This window comes from Pseudomonas sp. S1(2024) (genome assembly GCF_046557535.1).
The window spans coordinates 1-21480 of the sequence record NZ_JBKGFP010000074.1; the positions used below are offsets into that span (position 1 = coordinate 1).

At 64.2% G+C, this 21480-nt stretch carries 22 protein-coding genes; 10 read left to right on the forward strand and 12 right to left on the reverse strand.

Features of this window, described 5'->3' with window-relative positions; all coding sequences use genetic code 11:
• Positions 1–125: 125 nt before the first annotated feature.
• Positions 126–707, reverse strand: a complete 582-nt coding sequence (locus tag ACLCGK_RS20825; RefSeq protein WP_410952803.1) for a flavin reductase family protein — start codon at positions 705–707, stop codon at positions 126–128.
• Positions 708–904: 197 nt separating this feature from the next.
• Here ACLCGK_RS20825 and ACLCGK_RS20830 point away from each other — a divergent pair, with 197 nt between their 5' ends.
• Both ACLCGK_RS20830 and ACLCGK_RS20835 read left to right on the forward strand, forming a co-directional pair.
• Positions 905–1243, forward strand: a complete 339-nt coding sequence (locus tag ACLCGK_RS20830; RefSeq protein WP_085591035.1) for a hypothetical protein — start codon at positions 905–907, stop codon at positions 1241–1243.
• A gap of 336 nt (positions 1244–1579) precedes the next feature.
• Positions 1580–3013: a PLP-dependent aminotransferase family protein gene (locus tag ACLCGK_RS20835; RefSeq protein WP_410952804.1), complete on the forward strand. Its 1434-nt coding sequence runs from the start codon at positions 1580–1582 to the stop codon at positions 3011–3013.
• Here ACLCGK_RS20835 and ACLCGK_RS20840 read toward each other — a convergent pair.
• Positions 3006–4202, reverse strand: a complete 1197-nt coding sequence (locus ACLCGK_RS20840) for a CynX/NimT family MFS transporter (RefSeq protein ID WP_410952805.1) — start codon at positions 4200–4202, stop codon at positions 3006–3008. The genes ACLCGK_RS20835 and ACLCGK_RS20840 overlap by 8 nt on opposite strands.
• A complete protein-coding gene (locus tag ACLCGK_RS20845; RefSeq protein WP_410952806.1) occupies positions 4199–4657 on the reverse strand; it encodes a nucleoside deaminase in 459 nt (152 codons plus the stop codon). Before ACLCGK_RS20845 ends, ACLCGK_RS20840 begins: the two co-directional genes overlap by 4 nt.
• Positions 4658–4855: 198 nt before the next feature.
• On the opposite strand from ACLCGK_RS20845, the gene ACLCGK_RS20850 reads away from it, so the two are divergent.
• Complete coding sequence (locus ACLCGK_RS20850) at positions 4856–5293, forward strand: carboxymuconolactone decarboxylase family protein (protein ID WP_015270800.1); 438 nt, start codon at positions 4856–4858, stop codon at positions 5291–5293.
• A 130-nt stretch (positions 5294–5423) separates the two neighbouring features.
• Here ACLCGK_RS20850 and ACLCGK_RS20855 read toward each other — a convergent pair whose 3' ends face one another.
• Positions 5424–6434, reverse strand: coding sequence for an AraC family transcriptional regulator ligand-binding domain-containing protein (locus ACLCGK_RS20855; RefSeq protein WP_410952807.1), 1011 nt, complete (start codon positions 6432–6434; stop codon positions 5424–5426).
• Between the two features lie 168 nt (positions 6435–6602).
• Here ACLCGK_RS20855 and ACLCGK_RS20860 point away from each other — a divergent pair, with 168 nt between their 5' ends.
• Genes ACLCGK_RS20860 through ACLCGK_RS20870 form a run of 3 tightly spaced genes read left to right on the forward strand, consistent with a single transcriptional unit; the run spans position 6603 to position 9243 of the window.
• Entirely contained in the window at positions 6603–7787 is a 1185-nt protein-coding gene (locus ACLCGK_RS20860; protein ID WP_061551710.1) for an acetyl-CoA C-acyltransferase family protein, read from the forward strand.
• A 13-nt stretch (positions 7788–7800) separates the two neighbouring features.
• Complete coding sequence (locus ACLCGK_RS20865; protein WP_061551711.1) at positions 7801–8649, forward strand: 3-hydroxybutyryl-CoA dehydrogenase; 849 nt, start codon at positions 7801–7803, stop codon at positions 8647–8649.
• Positions 8650–8661: 12 nt separating this feature from the next.
• Complete coding sequence (locus ACLCGK_RS20870; protein ID WP_013973110.1) at positions 8662–9243, forward strand: TetR/AcrR family transcriptional regulator; 582 nt, start codon at positions 8662–8664, stop codon at positions 9241–9243.
• Between the two features lie 109 nt (positions 9244–9352).
• Here ACLCGK_RS20870 and ACLCGK_RS20875 read toward each other — a convergent pair whose 3' ends face one another.
• From ACLCGK_RS20875 to ACLCGK_RS20895, 5 genes are read right to left on the reverse strand one after another with little or no spacing between them, the layout of a single operon-like run.
• Positions 9353–9730: a response regulator gene (locus tag ACLCGK_RS20875; protein WP_085591025.1), complete on the reverse strand. Its 378-nt coding sequence runs from the start codon at positions 9728–9730 to the stop codon at positions 9353–9355.
• Between the two features lie 44 nt (positions 9731–9774).
• Positions 9775–11001, reverse strand: a complete 1227-nt coding sequence (locus tag ACLCGK_RS20880) for a hybrid sensor histidine kinase/response regulator (protein ID WP_015270804.1) — start codon at positions 10999–11001, stop codon at positions 9775–9777.
• Positions 10995–11570, reverse strand: coding sequence for a chemotaxis protein CheB (locus ACLCGK_RS20885; RefSeq protein ID WP_013973112.1), 576 nt, complete (start codon positions 11568–11570; stop codon positions 10995–10997). Before ACLCGK_RS20885 ends, ACLCGK_RS20880 begins: the two co-directional genes overlap by 7 nt.
• Complete coding sequence (locus ACLCGK_RS20890; RefSeq protein ID WP_003259474.1) at positions 11567–12388, reverse strand: CheR family methyltransferase; 822 nt, start codon at positions 12386–12388, stop codon at positions 11567–11569. The genes ACLCGK_RS20885 and ACLCGK_RS20890 overlap by 4 nt, the downstream gene beginning before the upstream one ends.
• Positions 12385–15852 (reverse strand): response regulator, encoded by a 3468-nt coding sequence (locus ACLCGK_RS20895; protein ID WP_410952808.1) that lies wholly within the window; start codon positions 15850–15852, stop codon positions 12385–12387. The genes ACLCGK_RS20890 and ACLCGK_RS20895 overlap by 4 nt, the downstream gene beginning before the upstream one ends.
• A gap of 246 nt (positions 15853–16098) precedes the next feature.
• On the opposite strand from ACLCGK_RS20895, the gene ACLCGK_RS20900 reads away from it, so the two are divergent.
• Positions 16099–16449 (forward strand): response regulator, encoded by a 351-nt coding sequence (locus ACLCGK_RS20900; protein ID WP_015270807.1) that lies wholly within the window; start codon positions 16099–16101, stop codon positions 16447–16449.
• A gap of 121 nt (positions 16450–16570) precedes the next feature.
• Here the strand turns inward: ACLCGK_RS20900 and cobF are convergent, their stop codons facing one another.
• Together cobF and ACLCGK_RS20910 are read right to left on the reverse strand one after the other, a co-directional pair.
• On the reverse strand, positions 16571–17320 hold the full coding sequence (gene cobF, locus ACLCGK_RS20905) for a precorrin-6A synthase (deacetylating) (RefSeq protein ID WP_410952809.1): 750 nt from the start codon (positions 17318–17320) through the stop codon (positions 16571–16573).
• Between the two features lie 67 nt (positions 17321–17387).
• Entirely contained in the window at positions 17388–18677 is a 1290-nt protein-coding gene (locus ACLCGK_RS20910; protein WP_309668714.1) for an OprD family porin, read from the reverse strand.
• A gap of 360 nt (positions 18678–19037) precedes the next feature.
• Here ACLCGK_RS20910 and ACLCGK_RS20915 point away from each other — a divergent pair, with 360 nt between their 5' ends.
• The 3 genes from ACLCGK_RS20915 (at position 19038) to ACLCGK_RS20925 (ending at position 20490) form a co-directional block, all read left to right on the forward strand.
• On the forward strand, positions 19038–19397 hold the full coding sequence (locus ACLCGK_RS20915; protein WP_015270810.1) for a histone-like nucleoid-structuring protein, MvaT/MvaU family: 360 nt from the start codon (positions 19038–19040) through the stop codon (positions 19395–19397).
• A gap of 225 nt (positions 19398–19622) precedes the next feature.
• On the forward strand, positions 19623–20150 hold the full coding sequence (gene gloA, locus ACLCGK_RS20920; RefSeq protein WP_061551716.1) for a lactoylglutathione lyase: 528 nt from the start codon (positions 19623–19625) through the stop codon (positions 20148–20150).
• A gap of 97 nt (positions 20151–20247) precedes the next feature.
• Complete coding sequence (locus ACLCGK_RS20925; protein WP_013973119.1) at positions 20248–20490, forward strand: hypothetical protein; 243 nt, start codon at positions 20248–20250, stop codon at positions 20488–20490.
• Between the two features lie 126 nt (positions 20491–20616).
• On the opposite strand, the gene ACLCGK_RS20930 is transcribed toward ACLCGK_RS20925, so the two are convergent.
• Positions 20617–21438, reverse strand: coding sequence for a shikimate 5-dehydrogenase (locus ACLCGK_RS20930; protein WP_015270812.1), 822 nt, complete (start codon positions 21436–21438; stop codon positions 20617–20619).
• Between the last annotated feature and the right edge of the window lie 42 nt (positions 21439–21480).

Consider the following 21480-nt stretch of genomic DNA (forward strand, 5'->3'; position numbering starts at 1 on the left):
GACAGGGGGCCCCCATGCGGCCCTATCGCCGGCAAGCCAACTCCCACAGGTACTGCACAGGCTTCAGGCCTGGTGTGATACCTGTGGGAGCTGGCTTGCCGGCGATGAGGCCGGGACAGGTGTAATCATCTTTGCGAATCGACCACCACCGGCTCGCCTATCGCATAAAAATGCCCACCCGCCACGTAGTGCAAACTGCGCCACTGCGGGTCGGCATTTTCGTAGGCCCAGTGGCCATCGCGGAACACCCGGTCATCGGCCCAGGCCGTCACCACCTCGCCAATGAACAGGTCGTAAGTGTTCTGGTTGTGCGGCTCGTCGATCACCCGGCACATCAACCAGGCCGAACAGCCCTCCACCAAGGGCGCCGCATGCCCCTCGACCCGCGCCAGCTGCACACCAATGCTGGCGAGCTTGTCGGGCTGGTCGAACAGGCTGCGGGTACCCACCTGGTGGGTCAGCTGCGACTGCGCCGCGGTTGGCACCTGGATCACGAACCAGCCACTGCCCTCCACCAACTGCCGGGTGCGGGCGGTCTTGTCGAGTACCACGGTCACCTTGGGGGGGTCGAAATCCAGCGCACAGGCCCAGGCGGCCGCCATCACATTGTCCACCCCTTCGTGGCTGGCCGACACCAGCACCGTCGGGCCGTGGTTCAGCAGGCGATAGGCCTTTTTCAGGTCGACGGCTTGGAAATGGCTGTTCATGGCAATCCTCGGCAAGGCGGGTAGCGGGCGGCAAATTGTGCCGCAGGGACCGTCCTCCCGCCAGCTTGCGGTGTCACTCCTGCATCTTCAGAAAACTCCTACGCATTGCTCGGATGCGTCCTACTTGTTGCCCCCTGCCCACTGAAAACATGATCGGCACTGGATGACGCAAGGTCGCGATCCAGAGGAGGTTCCGCATGCACCTGTACGCCCGCCCCACTGCCGAATTGCGCAGCACCCTGCGCGAACTGCTGGCCCATGACATGAACAACCCGGACGAAGACCCCCACCTGTCGGGGGTGATGTTCTTCTGCGCCACCGATGAACGCTCCCGCCAACTGATCGAGCGTATCGAGTTGCTGGCCAGCGAGTTGTTCTTCGACCCGAACGGGCGGGCCATCACCGAGCATATGAAAGCGGCGGCGGTGGAAGGCGTTCGCATCAAGCGCAACCGCAAGGCGCCGGCGGACGAGACGGTGATACGTATCGCGCTGGCAGACAAGGGCTACATCACGGTGAGCACGGCACGCTTCTGATTACCTACCGCTTGCCTGGGGGCCGCATTGCGGCCCATCGCCGGCAAGCCAGCTCCCACCTCGACTGCACCGACCTCAAGCATTGTGCAGTACCTGTGGGAGCTGGCTTGCCGGCGATGAGGCCAGAACAGGCAGACCGCGAAGACCTCAAGCCATGTGCTATCCCTGTGGGAGCTGGCTAGCCGGCGATGAGGCCAGAACAGGCAGACCGCGAAGACCTCAAGCCATGTGCTATCCCTGTGGGAGCTGGCTTGCCGGCGATGGGCCGCAAAGCGGCCCCATGCCCTTCGGCGGCCAATCCGCTATCCTGAGCACTTCCCCGCTCCGGACCGCTCCATGGAACTGCACATTCGCCTGGAAGGCCGCAAAGGCCTGGCCGACCAGCTTTACCAGCAATTGCGTGCCGGCATCGACAGCGGCCACCTGGCCGCCGGCACCCAACTGCCGCCAAGCCGCCTGCTGGCAGAGCAGTTGGGCGTGTCGCGCAAGACCGTGGCCGAGGCCTATTCCCGGCTGACCTACGACAGCCTGCTGAGCGGCGTGGTCGGCCGGGGCACCTTCGTCACCCCGCGCCAGCCGCTGCGCAGCAGCGAATCGCCCGCCATTCCCCTGGCTGGTGCCGCGTCGCTCGAGCGCTGGCAGCAGCGCGCCACCGTGCTGAGCCGACGCCAGCTGGAGGCTCCGTCGCGTTACGACTTCATCGGCGGGGCCTCGAGCAAGGCGCAGTTTCCGTTCGACCAGTGGCGCAGTTGCCTGAACTATGCCCTGCGCCGCAGCCAGCGCCATCCCGAGCGGCAGTTCCCTGCCCAGGGCCTGCCGGAGCTGCGCGAGGCCATTGCCCATCATGTCGCCTATGCCCGCGGCGTGCACTGCAGCGCCGCTGACCTGCTGGTGTGCAACGGCGCCCAGCAGGCACTGGACCTGATCGCACGGGTACTGGTCGAGCCGGGTTGCCAGGTAGCCATGGAAGACCCGGGCTACCCGCCAGCGCGGCAACTGTTCCTGGCCCTGGGTGCGCGCCTGCAATCGGTACCGGTGGACGATGAAGGGCTGTGCGTGGAGCAGATCGCCGACGGCACCCGGCTGATCTATGTGACGCCCTCGCACCAGTTCCCGCTGGGCATGCCGATGAGCGAGCCACGCCGGCACGCCCTGCTGGCACGGGCCGCCGAGCTGGGTGCGTTGATCATCGAAGACGACTACGACTGCGAGTTCCGCTACCACGGCCCAGCCGCAGACGCTCTACAGCGCCTCGACCGCCATGGCCTGGTGGCCTATGTGGGGACCTTTTCCAAGACCTTGCTGTCCGAGTTGCGCCTGGGCTACGCCGTACTGCCGCCCGACGTGCTGAAGGCCGCCTGCGTGGCCAAGCACCTCAGCGACTGGCACAGCCCGACCCTGTTGCAGTGGGCACTGGCGCGCTTTCTCGGCGAAGGCCACCTGAACAAGCACATCCGCCGTTGCCACGAGGTCTACAGCGCCCGTCGCGAACGCATCCTCGCGCGGCTGGGCGGCGACTTGGCACCGTGGTTCAGCGCCATCCCCGCCAGCGCCGGGTTCCACCTCAGCGCCCTGGCCAAACCTGGGGTCGATGTCGAGCTGCTGGCCAACCTCGCACGCAAGGTGGAGGTCGGCCTGTATTCGCTCGCGCCGTTTTTCAGCGAAGCGCCAGTGCGCCCGGGGCTATTGCTGGGCTTCGGCGCCATAGAGCTGCTGGATATCGACCCGGCGCTGGACCGGGTGCGCGACACCCTGCAGCGCCTCAGTTGACCGGCGCGGCCTTGCCCGCCACTACCGGGCGGGCAATCGCCGCGGCATAACCGCGAGGGTTGAACCACGTGGTAACCAGCAGCATCGCCACCACGGTCACGGTCAGTAGCGTCCACGAGGCCTGGAAATCACCGCTCATGTCGCGCAACCAGCCGGTGACGTAAGGCACCATGCCGGTGATGATGAAGCCGATGCCCTGCACGAACGCCGCCAGGCTGCCAGCCTCGGCAGGCGTCTTCAGGTGCTCCAGGGTCAGCGTCAGGCTCTGGCTGAAGCAGGCGCCCAGGCCGAAACCGATCATCGCCACCCACAGCCCCGAGGCCAGCGTGGGTGCCAGCAGCAGGCCGAGAAAACCCACCAGCTGGATCGCCAAGGCCAGCCACAGGCCCGGGCGTCGGTCTGCCCAGCGCCGCAGCAACAGCGGCAAGCCCAATGCACCGGCCACCTGGAAGATGGTCATCAGGCCAACCAGGTCGGCACCGCCCTGGGCGCTGCCACCATGCTCGATGTGATAGGCCGGCAACCAGGCCACCATGCTGGTGTAGCCACCGTTGATCAAGCCAAAGTACAGCGCCAGCAACCAGGCCCGACGCGTACCGAACCAATGACCGCCGGCGGCACCGGCCAGTTTCGGCGCCTCCTGGCGCGGCCGCAGCACGGCCCAGGTCAGCACCGCCAGCACAGCCGGGATCGCCCACACGCCCAGGCCGACCTGCCAGTGGCCGAAGTAGCCACTGATGTGCGGCCCAAGCACGGCGGCCAGGCCGCCGCCGCTCATCAGCGCTGCCGAATACAGGCCCATCGCCCCCGCCAGGCGGCCGGGAAACCAGCGGTTGACCAGCCCCGGCATCATGCCCTGCACTACCGCCACCCCCAGGCCGGCGACCACCGCACTGGCAATCAGCGCCCAGGCGCTGCCCAGTTGCAGGCGCCACAGGCAGGCCAGGGCGATGGCAGACAGGCCAGCGAGCATGCCGCCATGTTCGCTGATCCAGCGCCGCAACCAGGGTTGCAGCAAGGGCACCAGGCCCATGCACAGCACCGGCAACGCCGTCAGCAAGGCCGCCTGCTGGTAACCCAGGCCAGTACTTGCGCGCATGGGTTCGAGCAACGGGCCGATGCTGGTCAGGATCGGCCGCAGGTTCAGTGCCAGCAGGATGACCAGCAGCAGGTTCAATGCCGCTCTCATTGTGCGTTGGCCTGTTTCCACCCAAGGTAAAGACCGGCTTCGCCGCTGGGCTTCAGGGCGCGCAGCGGCAGGCACTGTTGCTGGGGCGGGCGAGCCATCTGCGCGTATACCGCCGCGGTGGACAAGCCGTAGGGTTCGCCCTCGGCGTTGTCGTAGGCAAACCAGGCCCGCTCGATGCCGCACAGGTGCATGGCCGCCAGGCACATCGGGCATGGGTGGCCGCTGGCGTAGACTTCGGCGCCGTCCAGGCGTGCCTGACCCAGGGCATGGCTGGCCTTGCGGATGGCCTGCATCTCGGCGTGGGCGGTCGGGTCCTGGGTGCTGTGGATCTCGTTGACCGCACGCGCCAGCACCTGCCCCTGGTACACCAGCACGGCGCCGAAGGGCCGGCCACCGGCCTGAATGTTGGCGCGGGCAAGGTCGAGCGCTTCGCGCATGTAGCGTTCTTCGGACATGAATCGGTTCCCCTGTTGCAAGACCTGATCATTATCCGGGCTTCGGCGGCCTGGCAGAAATGAAGAGATTGGATGCCTGTCAGTGGCCTCCCAAATGGCCGATTGGCCTCCCGCTTATGCGCGTGATTGGCTATCGGGGAGGCCAACGTGCGGCGCTACAGTAGCGCCATCCCCACCCCACACCCTTTGGAGACAGCCATGCACAACCGTATCGAATGGGCCAAGCACGCCCCCGAGGCCTACAAAGCCATGGTCGGCCTGGAGCAGGCCCTGGCCAAGAGCGGCCTGGAGAATTCCCTGCTGGAACTGGTGCGCCTGCGGGCTTCGCAGATCAACGGCTGCGCCTACTGCGTCAACCTGCACGCCAACGATGCGCGCAAGGCCGGTGAGACCGAGGCACGCCTACAGACCTTGTGCGTCTGGCAGGAAACCGCCTACTTCACCCCGCGCGAACGTGCTGCGCTGGCCTGGGTGGAGAGCCTGACCAGGCTGCCCGAGCACGGCGCGCCGCAGGCGGAATATGAAGCCTTGCAGGAACACTTCGAGCCGGCCGAGGTGGCCAACCTGACCCTGGCAATTGCCGCCATCAATGCCTGGAACCGCTTCGGGGTCGGGTTTGCCATGGTGCCGGCCTGATCATTGATCGGTAGCCTGTACCGGCCTCTTCGCGGGCTTGCCCGCTCCCACGGGGATCGCACAGGGCCTGAAAGCTGTGCTGCACCTGTGGGAGCGGGCAAGCCCGCGAAAGGGCCGGTGCAGGTGGACGCTACCGCCCGGCCAACCGCGCCCGGTAGCTGCCGGGGCTCTGCCCGGTCCACTTCTTGAACGCCCGGTGAAACGCACTGGGCTCCTGGAACCCGGTCTGCTCGGCAATCTCGGCAATGCTCAACTCCCCTTCGCGCAACCGCTCGAAGGCCATTGCCCGGCGCACCTCATCCTTGATCTGCTGGTACGAACGCCCTTCCCGCTCCAGCTGCCGACGGAAAGTACTGGCACTGACCCCCTGCAGCTGCGCCAGCGCCGCCAGCGTCGGCCACTGCCCATAACGCCGCGCCCGCAGGTGCCGGTACACTTCGGCCACCAGCCCGTTCTGGTTGCGAAAGCGAATCACCAGCCCCTGCGGCGCACTGCGCAGGAAGGTTTTCAGGGCCGCCAGGTCCTGCACCACCGGCAGGCGCAGGTAGGCGCTGTCGAACTCCACCTCGGTGCGCCCGCTGCCCAGGCGCAGGTCCGGCCCCCACAGCAGCAGGTCGTCTTCCTGGGCCGGGCGCGACACCGCCAGCTCGGTGCGGTCGATGGCGATCCGCCGCCCGGCCAGCCAGCACAGCATGCCGATCATCAGCACCAGGTAGGTTTCCTCGGCATATACCCGGGTCAGCGGGTCGGCGATGCTCGACTGCACGCTGATCAGCGCCCGCCCGCCACGTACCGTCAGGCTGCCGCGCAGATCGCGCAGGAACAGGCCAAAACCGCCCATGCACTGGCGCAAGGCCTTCTCCAGGTTCGGCTCCAGGATCAGGCCCCGGCAGATCAGGGCGAAACTGCCCGGCGGCATGCCGTGGCTGTCGAGGCGGAAGAACTCATCGTCCAGGCGCTGGATCAGCGCCAGCCACAGCTGGGCGAAGGCCTTGGCCGGTACACGCGCCTGGGGCTGCTCGAGCAGTTGTGGGTCGATGCCCACCGCACGCAGCTGCGCATCGCGTTCGGCGGGGCAGTCGCGCAGGGCATGGAGCATGGCATTGAGGAAGTACACGGCGACCGAATCGCTATCGCGCATGGCGGTTTTCGCTGTCTATGCTGAGTGGCAAAAAGTGCCAGGTTGTCTGAACAGTTCCGGCATAGGCTGCAACAGAGCCTTTGCCTAGACTCGGTCCCACTCCGGGATCGTCGGCCATTCTCGCAGAGCCTGGCCCGGTCCCGCCATGCCTTCGCAATCGGAGCCCCTATGAGCAGCGCAGAAATCTACGTCGTCAGTGCCGTCCGTTCAGCCATTGGTGGTTTTGGCGGTTCCCTCAAGGACCTGCCGCTGGCCGACCTGGCCAGCGCCATCACCCGCGCCGCCATCGAGCGCTCGGGCGTGGCCGCCGAGCAAGTCGGCCACCTGGTGATGGGCACGGTGATCCCCACCGAACCGCGTGACGCCTACCTGGCCCGCGTAGCGGCAATGAACGCCGGCATCCCCAAGGAAACCCCGGCATTCAACGTCAACCGCCTGTGCGGCTCGGGCCTGCAGGCCATCGTCTCGGCAGCCCAATGCCTGCTGCTCGGCGACACCGACGTGGCCGTGGCGGCGGGCGCCGAATCCATGAGCCGTGGCCCGTACCTGCTGCCGCAGGCACGCTGGGGCGCTCGCATGGGTGACCTGCAAGGCATCGACTACACCGTCGGCGTGCTGCAGGACCCGTTCGAACACTTCCATATGGGCATCACCGCCGAGAACGTTGCGGCCAAGCACGGCATTACCCGCGAAATGCAGGATGAACTGGCCCTGACCAGCCAGCGCCGCGCTGCCCGCGCCATAGCCGAAGGCCGCTTCAACAGCCAGATCGTTCCGCTGGAACTGAAAACCCGCAAGGGCAGCGTGCAGTTCAGCACTGACGAGCATGTGCGTGGCGAGGTGACCGCCGAGCAACTGGCAGGGATGAAGGCGGTGTTCAAGAAAGACGGTACCGTTACCGCCGGCAACGCCAGTGGCATCAACGACGGCGCTGGCGGCCTGGTACTGGCCACTGGTGATGCGGTGCGCCGCCTGGGCCTGAAGCCCCTGGCCCGCCTGGTGGGCTATGCCCATGCCGGCGTCGAGCCTGAACTGATGGGCCTTGGCCCGATCCCGGCCACCCGCAAGGTGCTGGAGAAGACCGGCCTGAGTGTGCAGGACCTGGACGTGATCGAGTCCAACGAAGCCTTCGCTGCCCAGGCCTGTGCCGTGGCTCGCGAACTGGGCTTCGACCCGGAAAAAGTCAACCCCAACGGTTCGGGCATTTCCCTGGGTCACCCGGTGGGCGCCACCGGCGCGATCATCGCCACCAAGGCCATCCATGAGCTGCAGCGCATCCAGGGCCGCTATGCCCTGGCCACCATGTGCATCGGTGGTGGCCAAGGCATCGCCTTGGTCTTCGAGCGCGTCTGACGGAGCCTGACACATGAGCATTGAACAGATTGCCGTGATCGGCGCAGGCACCATGGGCAACGGCATTGCTCAGGTGTGTGCGGTGGCCGGCTACCAGGTGCTGCTGGTGGACGTTTCCGACGCTGCGCTGGAGCGCGGCGTGGCCACCTTGAGCAAGAACCTCGAGCGCCAGGTCGCCAAGGGTACCCTCGACGCCGACAAGGCGGCCGCTGCCCGCGCCCGCATTCGCACCAGCACCGACTACACCCAGCTCAGCAGCGCGCAAATGGTGATCGAAGCCGCCACCGAGAACCTGCAGCTCAAGCAGCGCATCCTGCAGCAGGTGGCCGCCAACGTCGCCGCCGACTGCCTGATCGCCACCAACACCTCGTCGCTGTCGGTCACCCAGCTGGCGGCCAGCATCGAGCACCCCGAACGCTTCATCGGCGTGCATTTCTTCAACCCGGTGCCGATGATGGCGCTGGTCGAGATCATTCGCGGCCTGCAGACCAGCGACAGCACCTACGCCCAGGCGCTGGTGGTGACCGAAAAGGTCGGCAAGACCCCGATCACCGCCGGCAACCGCCCAGGGTTCGTGGTCAACCGCATCCTGGTGCCGATGATCAACGAAGCGATCTTCGTACGCCAGGAAGGCCTGGCCAGTGCCGAGGACATCGACACCGGCATGCGCCTGGGCTGCAACCAGCCGATCGGCCCGCTGGCCCTGGCCGACCTGATCGGCCTGGACACCCTGCTGGCGATCATGGAGGCCTTCCATGAAGGCTTCAACGACAGCAAGTACCGCCCTGCCCCGTTGCTCAAGGAAATGGTCGCGGCCGGTTGGCTGGGGCGCAAGAGCGGCCGCGGTTTCTTCACCTACTGAGGAGCGAACGCCATGCCCCCGGTCAATGCCGCGATGCGCTGTGCCAACTTTGAAGAGCGACGTGACCGGGCCATGGCGCTGTTTGCCGAAAAGGGCTTCGGCCAGGTCAGCATGCGCGAGCTGGCGGCCCATGTGGGGCTTACCGCAGGCTCGCTGTATCACCACTTCCCCAGCAAGCAGGACTTGTTGTACGACCTGATCGAGGAGTTGTACGAGGAATTGCAGGCCACCCTGGACCAGGGGCGCCGGGCAATGGCTCGCGGGGCGTCGGCGCTGAGTTGCCTGATTGCCGCGCACTGGCAGCTGCATGCCGAGCGGCCCATGCAGTTTCGCCTGGCGGAGCGTGATTTCTGCTGCCTGAGCGACGACCAGCAGGCGCGCCTGGCCTTGTTGCGCAAGCGCTATGAGGCGGGGTTGCTGAGGTTGATCGCACCGCAGGCGAAGTTGCAGGGGGAGGCCCTTGTGGCCACGGCGCATGTGGTGGCGACACTGCTGAACCAGTTGCCGGGGCTGTTGAAGGCCTTGCCCGAAGAACAGGGGCTGGGGTTGATGGAAAGCATGCTGGTGGGTGGGCTGGAGCGGACCCTGCGCTAGCCTGCTCCGGCCCTTTCGCCGGCAAGCCAGCTCCCACAGGTACACCACAAGCCTGAAGACCTGTGGTGTACCTGTGGGAGCTGGCTTGCCGGCGATAAGGCCATCAGCTTTAACGCAACAGGAACTGGATCTGCTCGTGCAAGGTATCCAGGTCGAACGGCTTGGCCAGGATCGGTGCCTTGCGGGTGATCGGGCTGCCGGACTCGAGAATCTCCGCCGGGTAGCCGCTGATGAAGATCACCTTCAGGTCCGGCCGCAACTTCACCGCCGGCTCGGCAATGTCCACCCCGGAAATCCCGCCCGGCAAGCGGAAGTCCGTCACCATCAGGTCGAGGTGCGGCTTGCTCGCCAGGATCGCGAACGCCTGCTCGCCATCCTCGGCCACCAGCACGTGGTAGCCCTCGCCTGCCAGGTAATCACGCAGGATCATGCGAATCGCCGGTTCGTCCTCGACCACCAGTACTACATCTTGTGCATCTTCACTCATGTCAACGCCTTGAAATACTTACAACTGGCCATCAGACCCCAGGCTCACGCAGAGGTTGCCCTTGCCTGGTCGTTTTGTTGTTCGCAGGTTGCCAGTGGCAATTGCAAGGTGAAGGTGGCGCCTTTGCCCTCTTCACTCTCCACCAATATGCGCCCGCCATGGGCCTGGACGATCTGCTCCGATATGTACAGCCCCAGGCCCAACCCACCACTGGCCTGCTGGGTGGCGACCCGCTCGAACTGCTGGAAGATGCGCTGCTGGTTGGCCACGCAGATGCCGATGCCATGGTCCTGCACCTGCACGCAGGCCTGGCCGTCCTGCTCGAACACCCGCACCTGTACCGGTTTGCGCTCACCATAACGCAAGGCATTGGACAACAGGTTGGCCAGCACCTGCTCGATGCGAAACTCGTCCCACTCGCCCAGCAGCGGCTCGCAGCGTTGCAACTCGATATGGGTGTCCAGTGCGCTGGCCTGGGCGGCAAAGTTCTCCACCAGGCCGCGCACCAGCAGGCCCAGGTCGAACGCCTTGGGCCGCAGCGACAGTTTGCCGGTGCGGATGCGCGATACATCGAGCATGTCTTCGACCAGGCGAATAAGGCTGTTGATCTGCCGCTCGTCGCGCTCGACCATGGCCTGCAGCTTGTCGACGCTGAAGGCGGCAAGGTTGCCGCGTGCCAGGTGCAGCTTGCGCAGCTGGGTTTCCAGGATCAGGCCATTGAGCGGGGTGCGCACCTCGTGGGACACGATCGACATGAAGTCATCGCGCATGCGCACGGCATGCTCCAGTTCACCCCGCGCCGTCTGCAGCTGGGCCAGCAGCAGCTCCTGCTCCTGGCGGCTGCGTTCCAGGGCCTGCAATTGGCGGTCGAGCACCTTGCGCTGGCGGTACAGGTCGACGAACACCGACACCTTGCTCTTCACCGCCAAGGTGTCGAGCGGCTTGTGCAGAAAGTCCACCGCGCCGCTTTCATAGCCTTTGAACGCGTAGTTCATCTCGCGCCCGGCGGCAGTGACGAACACGATGGGGATGTTGCGGGTCTTTTCCGTGCCGCGCATCAGCTCGGCCAGCTCGAAACCGTTCATGCCCGGCATCTGCACGTCGAGAATGGCCAGGGCGAACTCGTGCTCGAGCAACAGTGACAACGCTGCCTCGGCCGACTGGGCCTGGTGCACCTCGCGGTCTTGGCCCTGGAGCAGGGCGTCGAGGGCCAGCAGGTTTTCTGGCAGGTCGTCGACGATCAGCAGTTTGGCGATGGTGTGGCTTAGCATGCGCTGGGTTCCAGGGCGGCGAGCAATCGCTCGATGCCACTCAGAGAAAGAATATGGTCGGGCTGGTGCAGGGCCAGTGCGGCCTCCGGCATCAGCGCCACCTGTGCGTCGCAAGGGTCCTGGACCACGGTCCGGCCCCCGTTGCGCTTGATATAGGCAAGGCCTTCTGCGCCATCCTCGTTGGCCCCGGTGAGCAACATGCCCAGCAGGCCGGCACCATAGGCATCGGCCGCCGACATGAACAGGTAGTCGATCGCCGGCCGGGAAAAATGCACCGGCGGCTCCTGGCTCAGCGACAGGGTCAGGTCACGCTCCACCGACAGGTGATAACCCGGCCCGGCCACGTAGATCTGCCCGGGGCGCAGCGGCTGTTTGTCACAGGCCTCGCACACTGGCCGCCGCAGGCGACGTTGCAGCACCTCGGCCAGCTGGCTGTGGCGGTCATCCGGCAGGTGCAGCACGCAAATTACCGGAATGGCGAAGCCGGCCGGCAACGCGCCCAGCACACTGAATAGCGCGGTAACGCCGCCGGCCGAGGCGCCGATCACCATCGCGCGTACGCCTTTCATGACTTGCGGTAGATCCGTTCGGGCTTGACCAGCGGCTCGAAGCGCTCGCTGTAGGCGGAGAAATCCACCGATTCCTTGCTGCCCAGCACCAGGAAGCCGCGGTGGCACAGGGACTCGTGGAACAGGCCCAGGGCGCGGTCCTGCAGTTCCTTGTTGAAGTAGATGAGCACGTTGCGGCACGACACCAGCTGGGTTTCGGAAAACACGCTGTCGGTGGCCAGGCTGTGGTCGGCGAAAGTCACGTTGTCCCGCAGGGTGCTGTCCATGATGGCGTTACCGTAGGCTGCCGTGTAGTACTCGGCAAAGTCCCGTCGGCCACCGGCGATGCGATAGTTTTCGGCGTACTCGCGCATGCTCTGCATCGAGTAGATACCCTGCTTGGCCTTGTCCAGCGAATGCGGGTTGATGTCGGTGGCATAGATGATGGTGCGCTCCAGCAGGCCCTCCTCGCGTAGCAGGATGGCCATCGAATACACCTCCTCGCCCGTGCTGCAGCCGGCAATCCACACCTTGATCGACGGCCAGGTGCGCAGCAGCGGCACCACTTCGTTGCGCAGCGCCAGGTAGTGCCCCGGGTCGCGGAACATCTCGCTGACCGGAATCGTCAGGTACTGCAGCAACTGCATGAACATGCCAGGGTCGTGCAGCACGCGCTCCTGCAGCGCCGACACCGTCAGGCAGTCGAACTGGCGCAGCGCATGCAGGATCCGGCGTTTGATCGACGCGCCGGAATAGTTGCGGAAATCGTAGCTGTACTTGAGGTAGATGGCCTCGATCAGCAAGCGGATTTCGATATCGGTGTTACGTTCGCTAGTCAAATTCGCTCCAGTTGCGGCAGCCACACACGGATCAGCGAGAACAAGCGGTCCAGGTCGATCGGTTTGGCCAGGTAATCGTTGGCGCCAGCCTGCAGGCAACGCTGCTGGTCATCCTTCATCGCCTTGGCGGTCACGGCAATGATCGGCAGCTTGCGCCAGCGTGGTTGCTGGCGGATCAGCCGGGTAGCCTCGAAGCCGTCCATTTCCGGCATCATCACATCCATCAACACCAGGTCGATGTCGTCATGCTGCTCCAGGCGCTCGATGGCCTCGCGGCCGTTGCGGCCGATTTCGACGATCGCGCCCTTGTGCTCCAGCGCGCTGGTCAGGGCAAAGATGTTGCGCACGTCGTCGTCCACCAGCAGCACCTTGCGGCCTTCGAAAACCTTGTCGCGGCTGCGCGCGGTCTTGAGCATGCGCTGGCGTTCGTTGGACAGCTGCGACTCGACCTTGTGCAGGAACAGCGTCACTTCGTCGAGCAGGCGCTCCGGCGAGCGGGCGCCCTTGATGATGATCGAGCGCGAATACTTGAGCAGGTCGGCTTCTTCTTCGCGGGTAAGGTTGCGCCCGGTATACACGATCACCGGCGGGAAGGCACGGATGTCTTCGGCGGTCATGCGCTTGAGCAACTCGTTGCCGAGCATGTCCGGCAGCGTGAGGTCGATGATCATACAGTCGTAGATATTCTCGCGCAGCAACGCCAGGGCATCCTGGGCCATGGCCACAGCGGTGATCTCGACATCGTCGTCGCCGATCAGGCGGGCAATGCTCTCGCGCTGCAGGTCGTCGTCTTCCACCAGCAGGATGTGCTTGAGCTTCTGGGTCAGCTTGGCCTCCAGCCGGGCGAAAACTTCCTTGAGTTGTTCACGGCTGGTGGGCTTGACCGCGTAGCCGACGGCACCCATGTGCATGGCGGCCTCGACGCGGTCCTCAACGGAAATGATATGCACCGGGATGTGCCGGGTGCTCGCTTGCTCCTTCAGGCGTTGCAGCACGGTCAGGCCGGAATGGTCGGGCAGGCGCATGTCCAGCAGGATGGCATCGGGGATGTACTGCACGGCCAGTTCGAAGCCCTCGTCGGCGCCCTGCGCCACCAGGCAGCTGTAACCCAGCTCGTGGGCCAGGTCGAAGAGGATGCGGGCGAAGTTCGGTTCGTCTTCGATCACCAGGATGCAGCGGTTGCCGAACGGCGCGCGCTCACGGTCATCGGCAAACACTGGTGTCGGGCGTTTCGGTGCCGCCACCACTGGTGCCTGCGGCGCGGGTGGCAGGCTATCGACCGCAGGGCGCAGGCTGAGCGGCTCGATATCCTGCGCCACGCGCTCATAGCGCTCCGGCAGGATCAGGCTGAATACACTGCCCTGGCCGGGGCTGCTGTCGACGCTGATCTGCCCACCCAGCAGGTGCGCCAGGTCGCGGGAAATCGACAGGCCCAGGCCAGTGCCGCCATAACGGCGGTTGCTGGTGCCATCCACCTGGTGGAATGCGCCGAAGATCGCCTGCTGCTGGTCGGCGGCGATGCCGATGCCGGTATCGCGCACGGCAAAGACGATGCCGGTGCCAGGCTGGTAACCGATGTTCAGGCTGACCTGGCCGCGCTCGGTGAACTTGATGGCGTTGGACAGCAGGTTCTTGAGAATCTGCTCCAGGCGCTGGCGGTCGGTGAACAGCGTGGCCGGCACCTGCGCCTCGGTGGTCACCTCGAAGGCAAGGCCCTTGTGCCCGGCCAACGGCTCGAACATGCCACGCAGGCCTTCGACCAGGCGTTCCAACTGGGTGCTTTCGGGGCGCACTTCGAGCTTGCCTGCTTCCACCTTGGCGATGTCGAGAATGTCGTTGATCAGGTTGAGCAGGTCGTTGCCGGCCGAATAGATGGATTCGGCGAACTTGACCTGCTCGTCGCTGAGGTTGCCCTCGCCGTTTTCCGCCAGCAGCTTGGCCAGGATCAGCGAGCTGTTCAGCGGCGTGCGCAACTCGTGGGACATGTTGGCGAGGAATTCGGACTTGTACTTGCTCGAACGCTGCAGTTCCTCGGCGCGCGCCTGCAGCTCGTCCTGGGCCTGGAGCAGTTCGTCGTTCTTGCGGTCCAGCGCCTCGGTGCGCTCCGACAGCTGCTCGTTGGTCTGCTCAAGCTCCGCCTGCTGGGTTTCCAGGTGGGCCTGGGACTCCTTGAGCACGCGGGATTGCTCTTCGAGCTCTTCGTTGGCTGTTTTAAGTTCTTCCTGCTGCACTTGCAGCTCTTCGTTCAGTTGCTGGGTTTCGGCCAGCACCTCCTGCAGGCGCTGCCGGTAACGGGCGCTTTCGATGGAAATACCGACGTTGCCACGGACCCGCTGCAGCATCTCTTCGTCACGCTCCTGCAACGGCCGCAGGAAGCCCAGCTCCAGCACGCCGTTGATCTGCCCGTCGTCGCTGGAGGGCATCAGCATGGCACTGCGCGGCAGGCCCCTGCCAAGGCCGGAACTGAGGTGGAAATAGTCTTCAGGCAAGTCGTCCAGACGCAGCAGCCTCGCTTCGCGCACGGCCTGGGCCAGCAGCCCCTCGTGGTCACCCAGTACCTGCTCGCGCGCCTGCTCCTCGGCATCCAGGCCATAGCTGGCAACACGCACCAGGCGGCCATGTTCGTCACGCACGTACAACGCGCCTACCACGCTGCCCAGGTAGCTGGCGAAGAAACGCAGGATGTTGTCACCGAGCATGGGCAGGGTCAGCTGGCCGAGCACCTGTTCGGACAGTTGCGTCTGCCCGTTGCGCAGCCAGGCCTGATGCTCCAGGCGTTCGGCGGCGCGCTGCTGGGCCTGGAAGTTTTCGTCATAGGTAGCGGACAGCGTCAGCAGGTCGCGCCGCCCGAGGTAGGCCAGCAAGGCGCTGAGGCCGACGATGAACAGCACGAAGGACGACATGACCGTGACGGTCACACTGTTGACCCGCTCGTTGCGCGCCATGCGCAATTGTTGTTCGCTGCCGATGAGGTTGTCGAACTCCTTGCGGATCTCGTCGGTCAGGCGCTTGCCGCGGCCGTTGCCGATCAAGGCGCGGTAATCACCCTGGCTGCGGCGCAAGTTGATCATCTCGCTGCCGAAGGTGTTCCACGCTTGCTGCAGGGCGATCAGCCGGTCGATGCGTTCGACCTGTTGCGGGTTGTCCTCGACCATGCCGCGCAGGCTCTGCAGGCTACCGAAGATACGCGGCTTGGCCACCTCGTAGGGGTCGAGGAAACGCTCGTCGCCGGTGATCAGGAAGCCACGCATGCCGGTTTCCATGTCGATCGACAGTTTGACCGTTTCGTTGGCATTGCCGATCACCCGGTCGGTGTGCTCGACCCACTGCAAGGCCGAAAGCAGGTAGTTGATCACCGCAACGAAGGCCACGGCCCCCAGCAGGCCAACCCCCAGGGGTAGGCCGACGTTGCGGCTCAACAGCTTGCGGAAGCTTCGCTGGTCCATCGAGGCTGCTTGAATCATGTGAAAACGCCCGAGCTAAAAGTCCATTGAAAAGTGTGGCGGATCTGTCTTTGTCATTATCTGCCACTGCGCCGTCCTGTTAAGCGAGTCTAACCAGCTTTGCCGGGTCTGGCAGGGCATTTAGCCAGTATTTGAAGGCAGCGTGCGCCAAACGTTCCATCTGATTGCAGTGCCCGGTATCCTCGGGAACTTCTGCTGCCATCTGGAGCACAGATTAAAGACATTCATTAGCACAGGATCCGAACCATGCACCTTCTGGTAGTCGAAGACGACGACATCGTACGCATGCTGATGGTCGAAGTGCTCGACGAACTGGGCTACACGGTCATCGAGGCGGACAGTGCCGGCGCGGCGCTGCGCATTATCGAGGACCCGGGCCAGGAGTTGGCGCTGATGCTGACCGACGTGGGGTTGCCGGACATGGGTGGCGAAGAGCTGGCCGGCAAGGCGCGCGAGCTGCGGCCGCTGTTGCCGGTGCTGTTCGCCAGTGGTTATGCCGAGAACGTCAATGTACCGGAGGGCATGCACCTGATCGGCAAGCCGTTCAGCATCGACCAGTTGCGCGACAAGGTACAGGCCATTCTGGGTAACCCTTGAAATCGGTGTCGCCTGGTTCGCGGGCTTGCCCGCTCCCACAGGGTCAGCACAAGTTTGAGTGCAGTGGAATACCTGTGGGAGCGGGCGAGCCCGCGAAGAGGCCGGCACAGGCTGTAGCTGACTACAGCTCCCTGCGCAACAGGTAGCTATCCATGATCCACCCCTTGCGCGCCCGCTCCCGCTCACGCACCTCCAGTATCTGTGCCTTCACCGTTTGCAACGGCCCGGCAATCAGCACCTCATCCGCAGTCCCCAGGTACGCGCCCCAGTAGATCATCAACGCCGGGTCATCGAGCCGGGCAAACGCGCACTGCCCGTCGAGCATCACCAGCACATTGTCGATCTGCCCCTGCCCAGCCAGGCGCCGCCCTGGCAATACGGTCAACGGCTCACCGATGCGGTTGAGCGGCACCTGATGGCGCGCAGCCAACGCCTGCACGCTGCTGATGCCCGGAATGACCTGCAGGCGCAGCGCCACACCACGCTCGCGGACCAGGCCAAGGATGCGCAGGGTGCTGTCGTACAGCGTCGGCTCGCCCCACAGCAGAAAGGCGCCGGTTTCACCGTCGCCTATCTCCTGTTCGATCAGTTGGGCATACAGCGCCGCACGCTGCCGGTGCCAGTCCTGCACCGCGCCCAGGTAGTCTTCCGCGCGGCCATCGCGTGCAGGGTCGGCCACCTGCACCAGGCGATAGCCGCCCTCGGGCCGGTAGCGTTGCAGGATGGCCTTGCGCAGGCGCAGCAGTTCGTCCTTGTCGCCGCCTTTGTCGAGCACGAAGAACACACTGGCCTGGCGCAGTGCATCGACCGCCTCGTAGGTGACCTGGCGCGGGTCACCCGGGCCGATGCCGATCAACAACAGGTCTTTCATTGCCCTGCCCTTTGCGGGAACCAGCAGCCATTGTCAGGTGGCTGCCGGTATTTGGCAAAGCGCCCCGTCAGAAGATGGAGAAGTTGTAGCTGACGATGACTCGTGTCTCGTCCATGTCACGCGCCCATTTTTCATAATTGCTGCGGTAAGTGGAATTACGCAGGCGCACGCTTACGTCCTTGAACGTGCCACTTTGCACCTGGTACTTGAACTCGGTGTCGCGTTCCCATTCTTTGCCTTCGGCCGTACTGCCCGGCACCTTGATATTGTCACCGTTGATGTAACGGGTGAAGAAGGTCAGGCCAGGCACGCCCAGGGCCTTGAAGTCATAGTCATAACGCACCTGCCAGGAACGCTCCTGGGCGGCGGCGAAGTCGTTGACCTGGGCGTAGTTGACCAGGTACGGGTTGGTGCCATCCAGGTATGGCATGGCACTGTCACCGTACATGCGCTGCCAACCGGCACTGAGCTTGTGGCCACCCAGGCTGTAGCCGAGCATGCCGCTGAACGCGCGATGGTCGATTTCGCCGGCGCGGGCATTGCCGATGTCATCACTCTTGATCAAGCGCAGGTCTGCCGACAGGCTGCCCACCGCCAATGGCTGGCTGGCCACCAGGCCGAGGAAGTGCTGGCGGTAGATGTTCTCCAGCTTGGCCACCTGGTACTGGGCGCTGAAGCGCTCGTTGAAACGGTAATCGACACCAGCCAGGTCAAAGTGATCAGCCTCGATATCGCAGGCATAGCGCTTGTTCTTGCAATGCACGCGAATGTCCTGGCGGTCGGTGGAATCCCGTGCGGTGTACTTGTCCAGGCGGGCCAGGGTGAACTTCAGGTCGCGCACTTCTTCGGAAGTGAGCATGGCGCCATGGAACATGGTCGGCAGCAGGCGGCCATCGTTGTACTTGAGCAGCGGTACATCCGGCATCATCGAACCGTATTTAAGCACGGTACTGGAAACCTTGACCTTGGCCGCCAGGCCCATCTTCGCGTACTGGTCGGCCGAGTGGCGCGGGTCGTGACCGGAAGACGGCAACAGGCCGCTGTTACTGTCCGCCGGGCTGGAGTCAAGTTTGAAGCCGAACATGCCCAGCGCATCCACGCCAAAACCTACCGGGCCCTGGGTATAACCCGACTGCACATTGAGGATGAAACCTTGTGCCCATTCTTCGCGTTTGGACGCACCCTGGCTGGAACTGCTGTGGCCGTCACGAAAATCCCGGTTGAAATAGACATTGCGTGCTTCGACCTTTGCACTGCTGTCTTCAAGAAAACCGGCGGCCTGGGCATTGACGCCGGCACACAACAGGAACAAGCCGGCAACACGACGCCCGGGGGCGATGGGGAAAGGGGCAAACATGGGAGAAAACATCCAGAATCAAGGCGAGTAAACAACCTGTGGCACGTGTTGGCCACGGTACTGCGAGGGGGCCGAACAATAGCCGGCCATCATCTGAAATGATCGCGCGAAGGCTCTGGCACGGGCCATTGGACCATGGTCTAAGCGCGCCACAAGACAACCGCGGAAAATCCGGACAATACCGCACGCAAAACTAGGAAAGTTCCTTGCTTACTTACAAAAGTTTGCAGTTTACCCAGTGCCCATGAATGACTACACTCGATATCAGCGAACAGCGGAACCCACCCGCGTGGCCGGCGTTTTTATTCTTCTTCAATGTTCGTCACGCCCTGCCACGACCGACGTACAGGAGTGATTACAGTGTCCAGACTTGCAGAGTTTCGTGCTGCCGAAAAAGCGCTCCAGGAACAGATGGCGCAACTGGAAGCGTTGAAAAAGGATGCCGGCCTCAAACGCGAAATCGAATTCGAGCAGAAACTAGTCGGCCTGATGAAAAGCTACGACAAGAGCCTGCGCGATATCATCGCCATCCTCGACCCGAAGGCAGTGGCCCGGGTTTCCAGTGCAGCACCCAAGCAACAGCGCCGCGCGCGCGTGGTGAAGGTTTACACCAATCCGCATACCGGCGAGCGAATCGAGACCAAAGGCGGCAACCACCGTGGGCTCAAGGCCTGGAAAGAGCAATACGGCGCCGCCACGGTAGAAAGCTGGGTACGCTGATGAAACGTCCACACACACTTCACACTTTTTTCACAAGGGCTGGCTCAGTATCGAGACAGCTAAAGGACTAGCGACCCCATCACGCGCCCGCACATGCGGGCCTCTAATTCCAGCGCCCTGCCTTGTGCAGGGCGCTTTCATTTGCGCAATCGGCACACTGCCGTATCATGGCCAGCCTGTCTGTTTTGCCGGTGCCCTGCGCCCGGCCCCGTCTCAGGAGTTCCCATGAGCCTGCACGATCTGCAAACCCTGCCTGGCGTCACCGCCCAACCGGATGCCGCCACCGCCCAGTTCGTCTTCAACCACACCATGCTGCGGGTCAAGGACATCGAGAAGTCCCTGGACTTCTACACCCGCGTGCTGGGCTTCCGCCTGGTGGACAAGCGCGACTTCCCCGAAGCTGCCTTCAGCCTCTACTTCCTGGCCCTGGTCGACCCGGCGCAGATCCCGGCCGATGACAACGAACGCCACCAGTGGATGAAGTCTATTCCGGGCGTGCTGGAACTGACCCACAACCACGGCACAGAAAACGATGCCGAGTTCGCCTACCACAACGGCAACACCGACCCGCGCGGCTTTGGCCACATCTGCGTCTCGGTACCGGACGTACGCGCCGCCTGCGCACGCTTCGAGGCACTGGGTGTACCGTTCCAGAAACGCCTGCAGGACGGGCGCATGAACCACCTGGCCTTCGTCAAGGACCCGGACGGTTACTGGGTCGAAGTCATCCAGCCGACCGAACTCAAAGGCTGAGCATTCATCGCTGTTCGCTCGTCGGGCCGGGAACTCCCGGCCCTTTGCTGTGGTATATGAAGGTAACTGCTTCACATGCCACAGCGAGGTAAGGACGATGCAATCTCTTCACTGTGAATATCGCAAGCACACCATCACCGCCAGCGTGATGCCCCACCCCGATTCCCCCCTGCCCTATGCCGCCGGGTGCCTGATTACCGACCCCGACGGGCACACCAGCAGGCGCATGTCGATGCCGATGAAGTTCTTCTCCGACCTCGAGAATGCACAGCATGTGTCGCTGGCCCATGGCCGGGCACTGGTCGACCAGCAGCTGGATGAGGGGCACAAGGTATTTTGACCTTGTTTATGCCTGTGCCGGCCCTTTCGCGGGCTTGCCCGCTCCCACAGGGACCTCACAGGATCTGAAATCTGTGCAGTACCTGTGGGAGCGGGCAAGCCCGCGAAAGAGCCGGCACAGGAGTAATCAGATATCCCGGGCGTACGCCACCGCCGCCTCCACCTGCGCCAGGGTGGGTCGCACCCCGGTGTAAAGCACGAACTGCTCCAGCGCCTGCAGCGCAATCACCTCCAGCCCGGTGATCACCGGCTTATCCAACGCCCGCGCCCGTCGGATCAACGGAGTGCTCTCCGGCATCGCCACAACATCGAACACCCGCGCCGCCGCGGCGATGGCGTTCTCGGAAAACGCCAGCTCCTCGGCCTCGGGCCCGCCCGCCATGCCGATCGGCGTCACGTTCACCAGCATGGGTGGGCACAGATCGCCCAGCTCCGCCACCCAGCGATAACCACACACATCCGCCAGCTGCCGCCCCGCCTGCTCGTTGCGCGCAACGATGATGCCTTCGGCGAACCCGGCATCGCGCAAGGCACTGGCTACCGCCTTGGCCATGCCGCCACTGCCGCGCAGGGCAAACGCCGTGGACGGGTCGACCTTGTGCTGCGCCAGCAATTGGCGCACGGCCAGGTAATCGGTGTTGTAGGCCTTCAGGTGGCCATTGGTATTGACCAGGGTATTGACCGACTCGATGGCCGCAGCCGATGGGTCGATCTCGTCGACCAGGGCCATGCAGGCCTCCTTGTATGGCATCGATACCCCGCAACCGCGGATGCCCAAAGCGCGAATGCCCGCCACCGCCGCCGGCAGGTCATCGGTGCGCATGGCCTTGTAGTAGAAGTCCAGGCCCAGCTGTTGGTAAAGGTGGTTGTGGAACCGTACACCGAAGGTGCCGGGGCGGCCGGCCAAGGAAATGCACAGCACGGTGTCTCTGCTTGGAGTTGCCGACATAACCTGCTCCTTTGTCATAACTGAAACGTTTGTTCAGCGTAA

Coding starts and splice junctions, on each gene's coding strand:
- ACLCGK_RS20840 (WP_410952805.1), bottom strand. CDS start 4,202: ATGAGAGCGGCATTGAACCTGCTGCTGGTCATCCTGCTGGCACTGAAC.
- ACLCGK_RS20830 (WP_085591035.1), top strand. CDS start 905: ATGCACCTGTACGCCCGCCCCACTGCCGAATTGCGCAGCACCCTGCGC.
- ACLCGK_RS20835 (WP_410952804.1), top strand. CDS start 1,580: ATGGAACTGCACATTCGCCTGGAAGGCCGCAAAGGCCTGGCCGACCAG.
- ACLCGK_RS20880 (WP_015270804.1), bottom strand. CDS start 11,001: ATGCTAAGCCACACCATCGCCAAACTGCTGATCGTCGACGACCTGCCA.
- ACLCGK_RS20850 (WP_015270800.1), top strand. CDS start 4,856: ATGCACAACCGTATCGAATGGGCCAAGCACGCCCCCGAGGCCTACAAA.
- ACLCGK_RS20875 (WP_085591025.1), bottom strand. CDS start 9,730: ATGAGTGAAGATGCACAAGATGTAGTACTGGTGGTCGAGGACGAACCG.
- gloA (WP_061551716.1), top strand. CDS start 19,623: ATGAGCCTGCACGATCTGCAAACCCTGCCTGGCGTCACCGCCCAACCG.
- cobF (WP_410952809.1), bottom strand. CDS start 17,320: ATGAAAGACCTGTTGTTGATCGGCATCGGCCCGGGTGACCCGCGCCAG.
- ACLCGK_RS20910 (WP_309668714.1), bottom strand. CDS start 18,677: ATGTTTGCCCCTTTCCCCATCGCCCCCGGGCGTCGTGTTGCCGGCTTG.
- ACLCGK_RS20870 (WP_013973110.1), top strand. CDS start 8,662: ATGCCCCCGGTCAATGCCGCGATGCGCTGTGCCAACTTTGAAGAGCGA.
- ACLCGK_RS20900 (WP_015270807.1), top strand. CDS start 16,099: ATGCACCTTCTGGTAGTCGAAGACGACGACATCGTACGCATGCTGATG.
- ACLCGK_RS20860 (WP_061551710.1), top strand. CDS start 6,603: ATGAGCAGCGCAGAAATCTACGTCGTCAGTGCCGTCCGTTCAGCCATT.
- ACLCGK_RS20925 (WP_013973119.1), top strand. CDS start 20,248: ATGCAATCTCTTCACTGTGAATATCGCAAGCACACCATCACCGCCAGC.
- ACLCGK_RS20895 (WP_410952808.1), bottom strand. CDS start 15,852: ATGATTCAAGCAGCCTCGATGGACCAGCGAAGCTTCCGCAAGCTGTTG.
- ACLCGK_RS20825 (WP_410952803.1), bottom strand. CDS start 707: ATGAACAGCCATTTCCAAGCCGTCGACCTGAAAAAGGCCTATCGCCTG.
- ACLCGK_RS20855 (WP_410952807.1), bottom strand. CDS start 6,434: ATGCGCGATAGCGATTCGGTCGCCGTGTACTTCCTCAATGCCATGCTC.
- ACLCGK_RS20885 (WP_013973112.1), bottom strand. CDS start 11,570: ATGAAAGGCGTACGCGCGATGGTGATCGGCGCCTCGGCCGGCGGCGTT.
- ACLCGK_RS20865 (WP_061551711.1), top strand. CDS start 7,801: ATGAGCATTGAACAGATTGCCGTGATCGGCGCAGGCACCATGGGCAAC.
- ACLCGK_RS20845 (WP_410952806.1), bottom strand. CDS start 4,657: ATGTCCGAAGAACGCTACATGCGCGAAGCGCTCGACCTTGCCCGCGCC.
- ACLCGK_RS20930 (WP_015270812.1), bottom strand. CDS start 21,438: ATGTCGGCAACTCCAAGCAGAGACACCGTGCTGTGCATTTCCTTGGCC.